The 2831-nt window shown below is 73.7% G+C and carries 5 protein-coding genes; 4 read left to right on the top strand and 1 reads right to left on the bottom strand.

The genetic code is table 11. From position 1 onward, the window contains the following. The coding region (locus ROTAS13_RS22295) for a hypothetical protein (protein WP_075823475.1) at nt 1-259 on the bottom strand (259 nt) is incomplete at its 3' end. 149 nt (nt 260-408) lie between these two features. Between ROTAS13_RS22295 and ROTAS13_RS22290 the strand changes: the two genes are divergently transcribed. The 4 genes from ROTAS13_RS22290 to ROTAS13_RS22275 form a co-directional block, all read left to right on the top strand. After that, entirely contained in the window at nt 409-1089 is a 681-nt protein-coding gene (locus ROTAS13_RS22290; RefSeq protein WP_075823473.1) for an HAD family phosphatase, read from the top strand. A gap of 146 nt (nt 1090-1235) precedes the next feature. Beyond that, nucleotides 1236-1454, top strand: coding sequence for a translation initiation factor IF-1 (infA, locus tag ROTAS13_RS22285; protein WP_026033499.1), 219 nt, complete (start codon nt 1236-1238; stop codon nt 1452-1454). 90 nt (nt 1455-1544) lie between these two features. Next, the gene (locus tag ROTAS13_RS22280) at nt 1545-2144 is read left to right on the top strand and encodes a nucleoside triphosphate pyrophosphatase (RefSeq protein ID WP_075823472.1); all 600 of its coding nucleotides are present in this window, start codon (nt 1545-1547) and stop codon (nt 2142-2144) included. Further along, on the top strand, nt 2129-2831 hold a 703-nt coding region (locus tag ROTAS13_RS22275), incomplete at its 3' end, for a ribonuclease E/G (protein WP_171979207.1). The genes ROTAS13_RS22280 and ROTAS13_RS22275, both read left to right, overlap by 16 nt.

Raw genomic sequence — 2831 nt, 5'->3', positions numbered from 1 at the left:
CCCGGGCGGGGGTCCGGGGGGGGGCGGGGGCCGGGTCCGGCGTGGCCTCTGGCGCGGTTGCCGAGCGGGCCCGGGTGGCTCCCTGGGTGGCTTCCTCGCGGGTTTCCTGGGCGGCGCGGGCGCGGCCCTGGGCCTTGCGGCGGCGCAGGTTCTCGCGCAGCGCCCGGGCAAGGCGCTCCTGCCGCTCGATCTCCGTGGCGGCGCGGGGGCGTTCCGGCGAGGCGGCCGGGGGATCGGAGGAGGGGTCGCGGTCCTGCATGGTGCCTGGGTGCCGCGAAGGGCGGGGATGGGTCAAGCAGGCGCGGCCCCGCGGGCTGGCGCGGAAGGGAGGCGGCATCGCCCGGGCGCCGGTCCGCCCCCCCGAAAGACGTGATTGCGCCGGGCGCATCCCGGCGGCAAACCGGCCCCATGCCGCTGCCCCAACCTCCCGCCGCCGTCATCTTCGACATGGATGGCCTGCTCTTCGACAGCGAGGCCCTGTACCGGGAAGCCCTCTTCTCCGCCGGGGTGGAGACGGGGCTGCCGGTAAGCGAGGCGCTGTACCGGCAGATGGTCGGCAATCCCTGGCCGACCATCTGGAGGCTGCTGCTGGACCTCTACGGCTCCGAGGATTCGGTGGCCGCCCTGCGGGCCGCCTGGACACGGGATTTCGAATCCCTGGCGGCGACGCGGCTGGCGCTGAAGACGGGGGTGGTGGAGATCCTGGACGCGCTCGACCGGCTGGGCCTGCCGCGGGCCATCGCCACCTCCTCCCAGCACCACAAGGTGGAGCACCATCTCGGGATGCATGGGCTGGCCGGGCGCTTCCATGCCGTGGTGGCGCAGGGCGACTATGCCGCCGGCAAGCCTGCGCCCGACCCTTTCCTGCGCGCGGCGGAACGGCTGGGCGTGGCGCCGGAGCTCTGCCTGGCGCTGGAGGATTCGCACAACGGCGTCCGCTCCGCCGCCTCGGCCGGGATGATGACCGTGATGATCCCTGACCTGCTGGAAGCGACCGAGGAGATGCGCGGCCTGTGCCGCGCCGTGGCGCGCGACCTGCACGAGGTGCGTCTCTTCCTGCTGCGCTCGCACGGCGTGGCGGCGGACTGAGCCGGGCCACTTCCCGCGGCCCCGCCGCATGGCTGGTCCCTGCCGCGACGTCCTTGCTTGACCGGAAGGGGCGTCAAGACCATGTTCCGCCCCGTTCCACGCTCCCCCCGGGCGCGCCTGCGCGCGTCCGCAACACAAGAGGATGCATGTCGAAAGAAGACATGATCGAGTTCAGCGGCCAGGTCGTCGAGCTGCTGCCCAACGCGATGTTCCGAGTGAAGCTCGACAACGACCACATGGTCCTGGCCCATACGAGCGGGAAGATGCGCAAGAACCGCATCCGCGTGCTGGCAGGCGACCGCGTGAATGTCGAGATGACGCCCTACGACCTGACCAAGGGCCGGATCACCTTCCGGTTCAAGTGAGCCGGTTCCGGTCTGTTGGCCGATCCCGTTGACCTGACCACCCGCCGGACACGGCGTGTCCCGCCGGTGGCCAGCGAAGAGGTTCCCCCGATGCAACGGCCCCTCCCGGCGGAGCGGCCGCCGCTCGTGCTGGCCAGTGCCAGTCCACGGCGCCTGGATCTCCTGGCCCGGTTCGGCGTGGTGCCAGACCGGGTCGAGCCCGCCGATATCGACGAGACCCCCGGCAAGGACGAGCTGCCGCGCCTGCTGGCGGCCCGTCTGGCCCGCGGCAAGGCGGAGGCCGCCGCCGCCCGCGCGCCGGGTGCGCTGGTGCTCGCCGCCGACACGGTGGTGGGGGCCGGGCGCCGCTGCCTCGGCAAGCCGGCGGACGAGGCGGAGGCCCGGCGCTTCCTGGAACTGCTCTCCGGCCGTCGCCACCGGGTGACCACCGGCGTCTGCCTCGTCACCCCCGGCGGGACGCGGCGGGAGAGGCTGGTGACGACGATCCTCGCCTTCCAGCGCCTGACCCGCGCCCAGATCGACCATTACCTGGAAGGCGGCGAATGGCGCGGCTGTGCCGGCGGCTATTCCATCCAGGGGCAGGCCGAGGCCTTCGTCCGCTTCCTGTCCGGCAGTCATTCCAACGTGGTCGGCCTGCCGATGTTCGAAACCGCGCAGCTCCTGCGTGGCGTGGGATGGCTGCGGCCCTGACACGCCCCAATCCGGACATGCTGATCCTGCACGGCGCCTCGCCCGGCGAGCGCCGCACGGCGCTGCTGCGCGGTGGCGTGCTGGAGGAAGCCTGGATCGAGCGCCCCGCCCGGCCGGACGGGGTGGGCGACATCCTGCTCGGCCGCGTCACCGCCCGCGTTCCGGCCCTGTCCGGGGTCTTCCTGCTGCTGCCGGGGGAGGAAAGCGGCTTCCTGCCCGATGCCCAGGGCGGGGAAGGGCTCTCGGAAGGCAGCCACGTCGCCGTCCGCGTGGTGCGCGGCGCCCAAGGCGGCAAGGGCCCCCGGCTGGACCGCAAGCTGCCGAAGGATCTGGACCTGCCTTCGCCCCTGCCTGGCCCGCCTCGCCTGCTGCAGCGGGGGCCGGCTGCGGTGGAGCGCCTGGCGCAGGCCTTTCCGAAGGCCACGCTGCGGACCGACTCCGCCGAAGCCGTGCCGGCGCTGCGGGCCCTGGGGGCGGAGAACGTGTCCCTGGCGACCGGACCGGTCTTCGGCGAGGAGCTGGAGGACGCCTTCGACTCCCTGGCACGACCGGAGGTGCCCCTGCCGGGCGGCGGCAGGCTGCTGATCCACCCCACCCCGGCGCTGGTGGCGATCGACGTGGATACCGGCGCGGCCACGGGGCGGGACCGCACGGCCCAGGCCCGGGTGAACGAGGCCGCGCTGGCCG

The organism is Roseomonas sp. TAS13, from assembly GCF_001950415.1.
Taxonomy (GTDB): Bacteria; Pseudomonadota; Alphaproteobacteria; order Acetobacterales; family Acetobacteraceae; genus Roseomonas; species Roseomonas mucosa.
This window is presented reverse-complemented; position numbering and strand designations above follow the sequence as displayed.

Bases quoted from the DNA above. Each gene is read 5' to 3' on its own strand.
- ROTAS13_RS22290 (WP_075823473.1), top strand. From the start codon at position 409: ATGCCGCTGCCCCAACCTCCCGCCGCCGTCATCTTCGACATGGATGGC.
- infA (WP_026033499.1), top strand. From the start codon at position 1,236: ATGTCGAAAGAAGACATGATCGAGTTCAGCGGCCAGGTCGTCGAGCTG.
- ROTAS13_RS22280 (WP_075823472.1), top strand. From the start codon at position 1,545: ATGCAACGGCCCCTCCCGGCGGAGCGGCCGCCGCTCGTGCTGGCCAGT.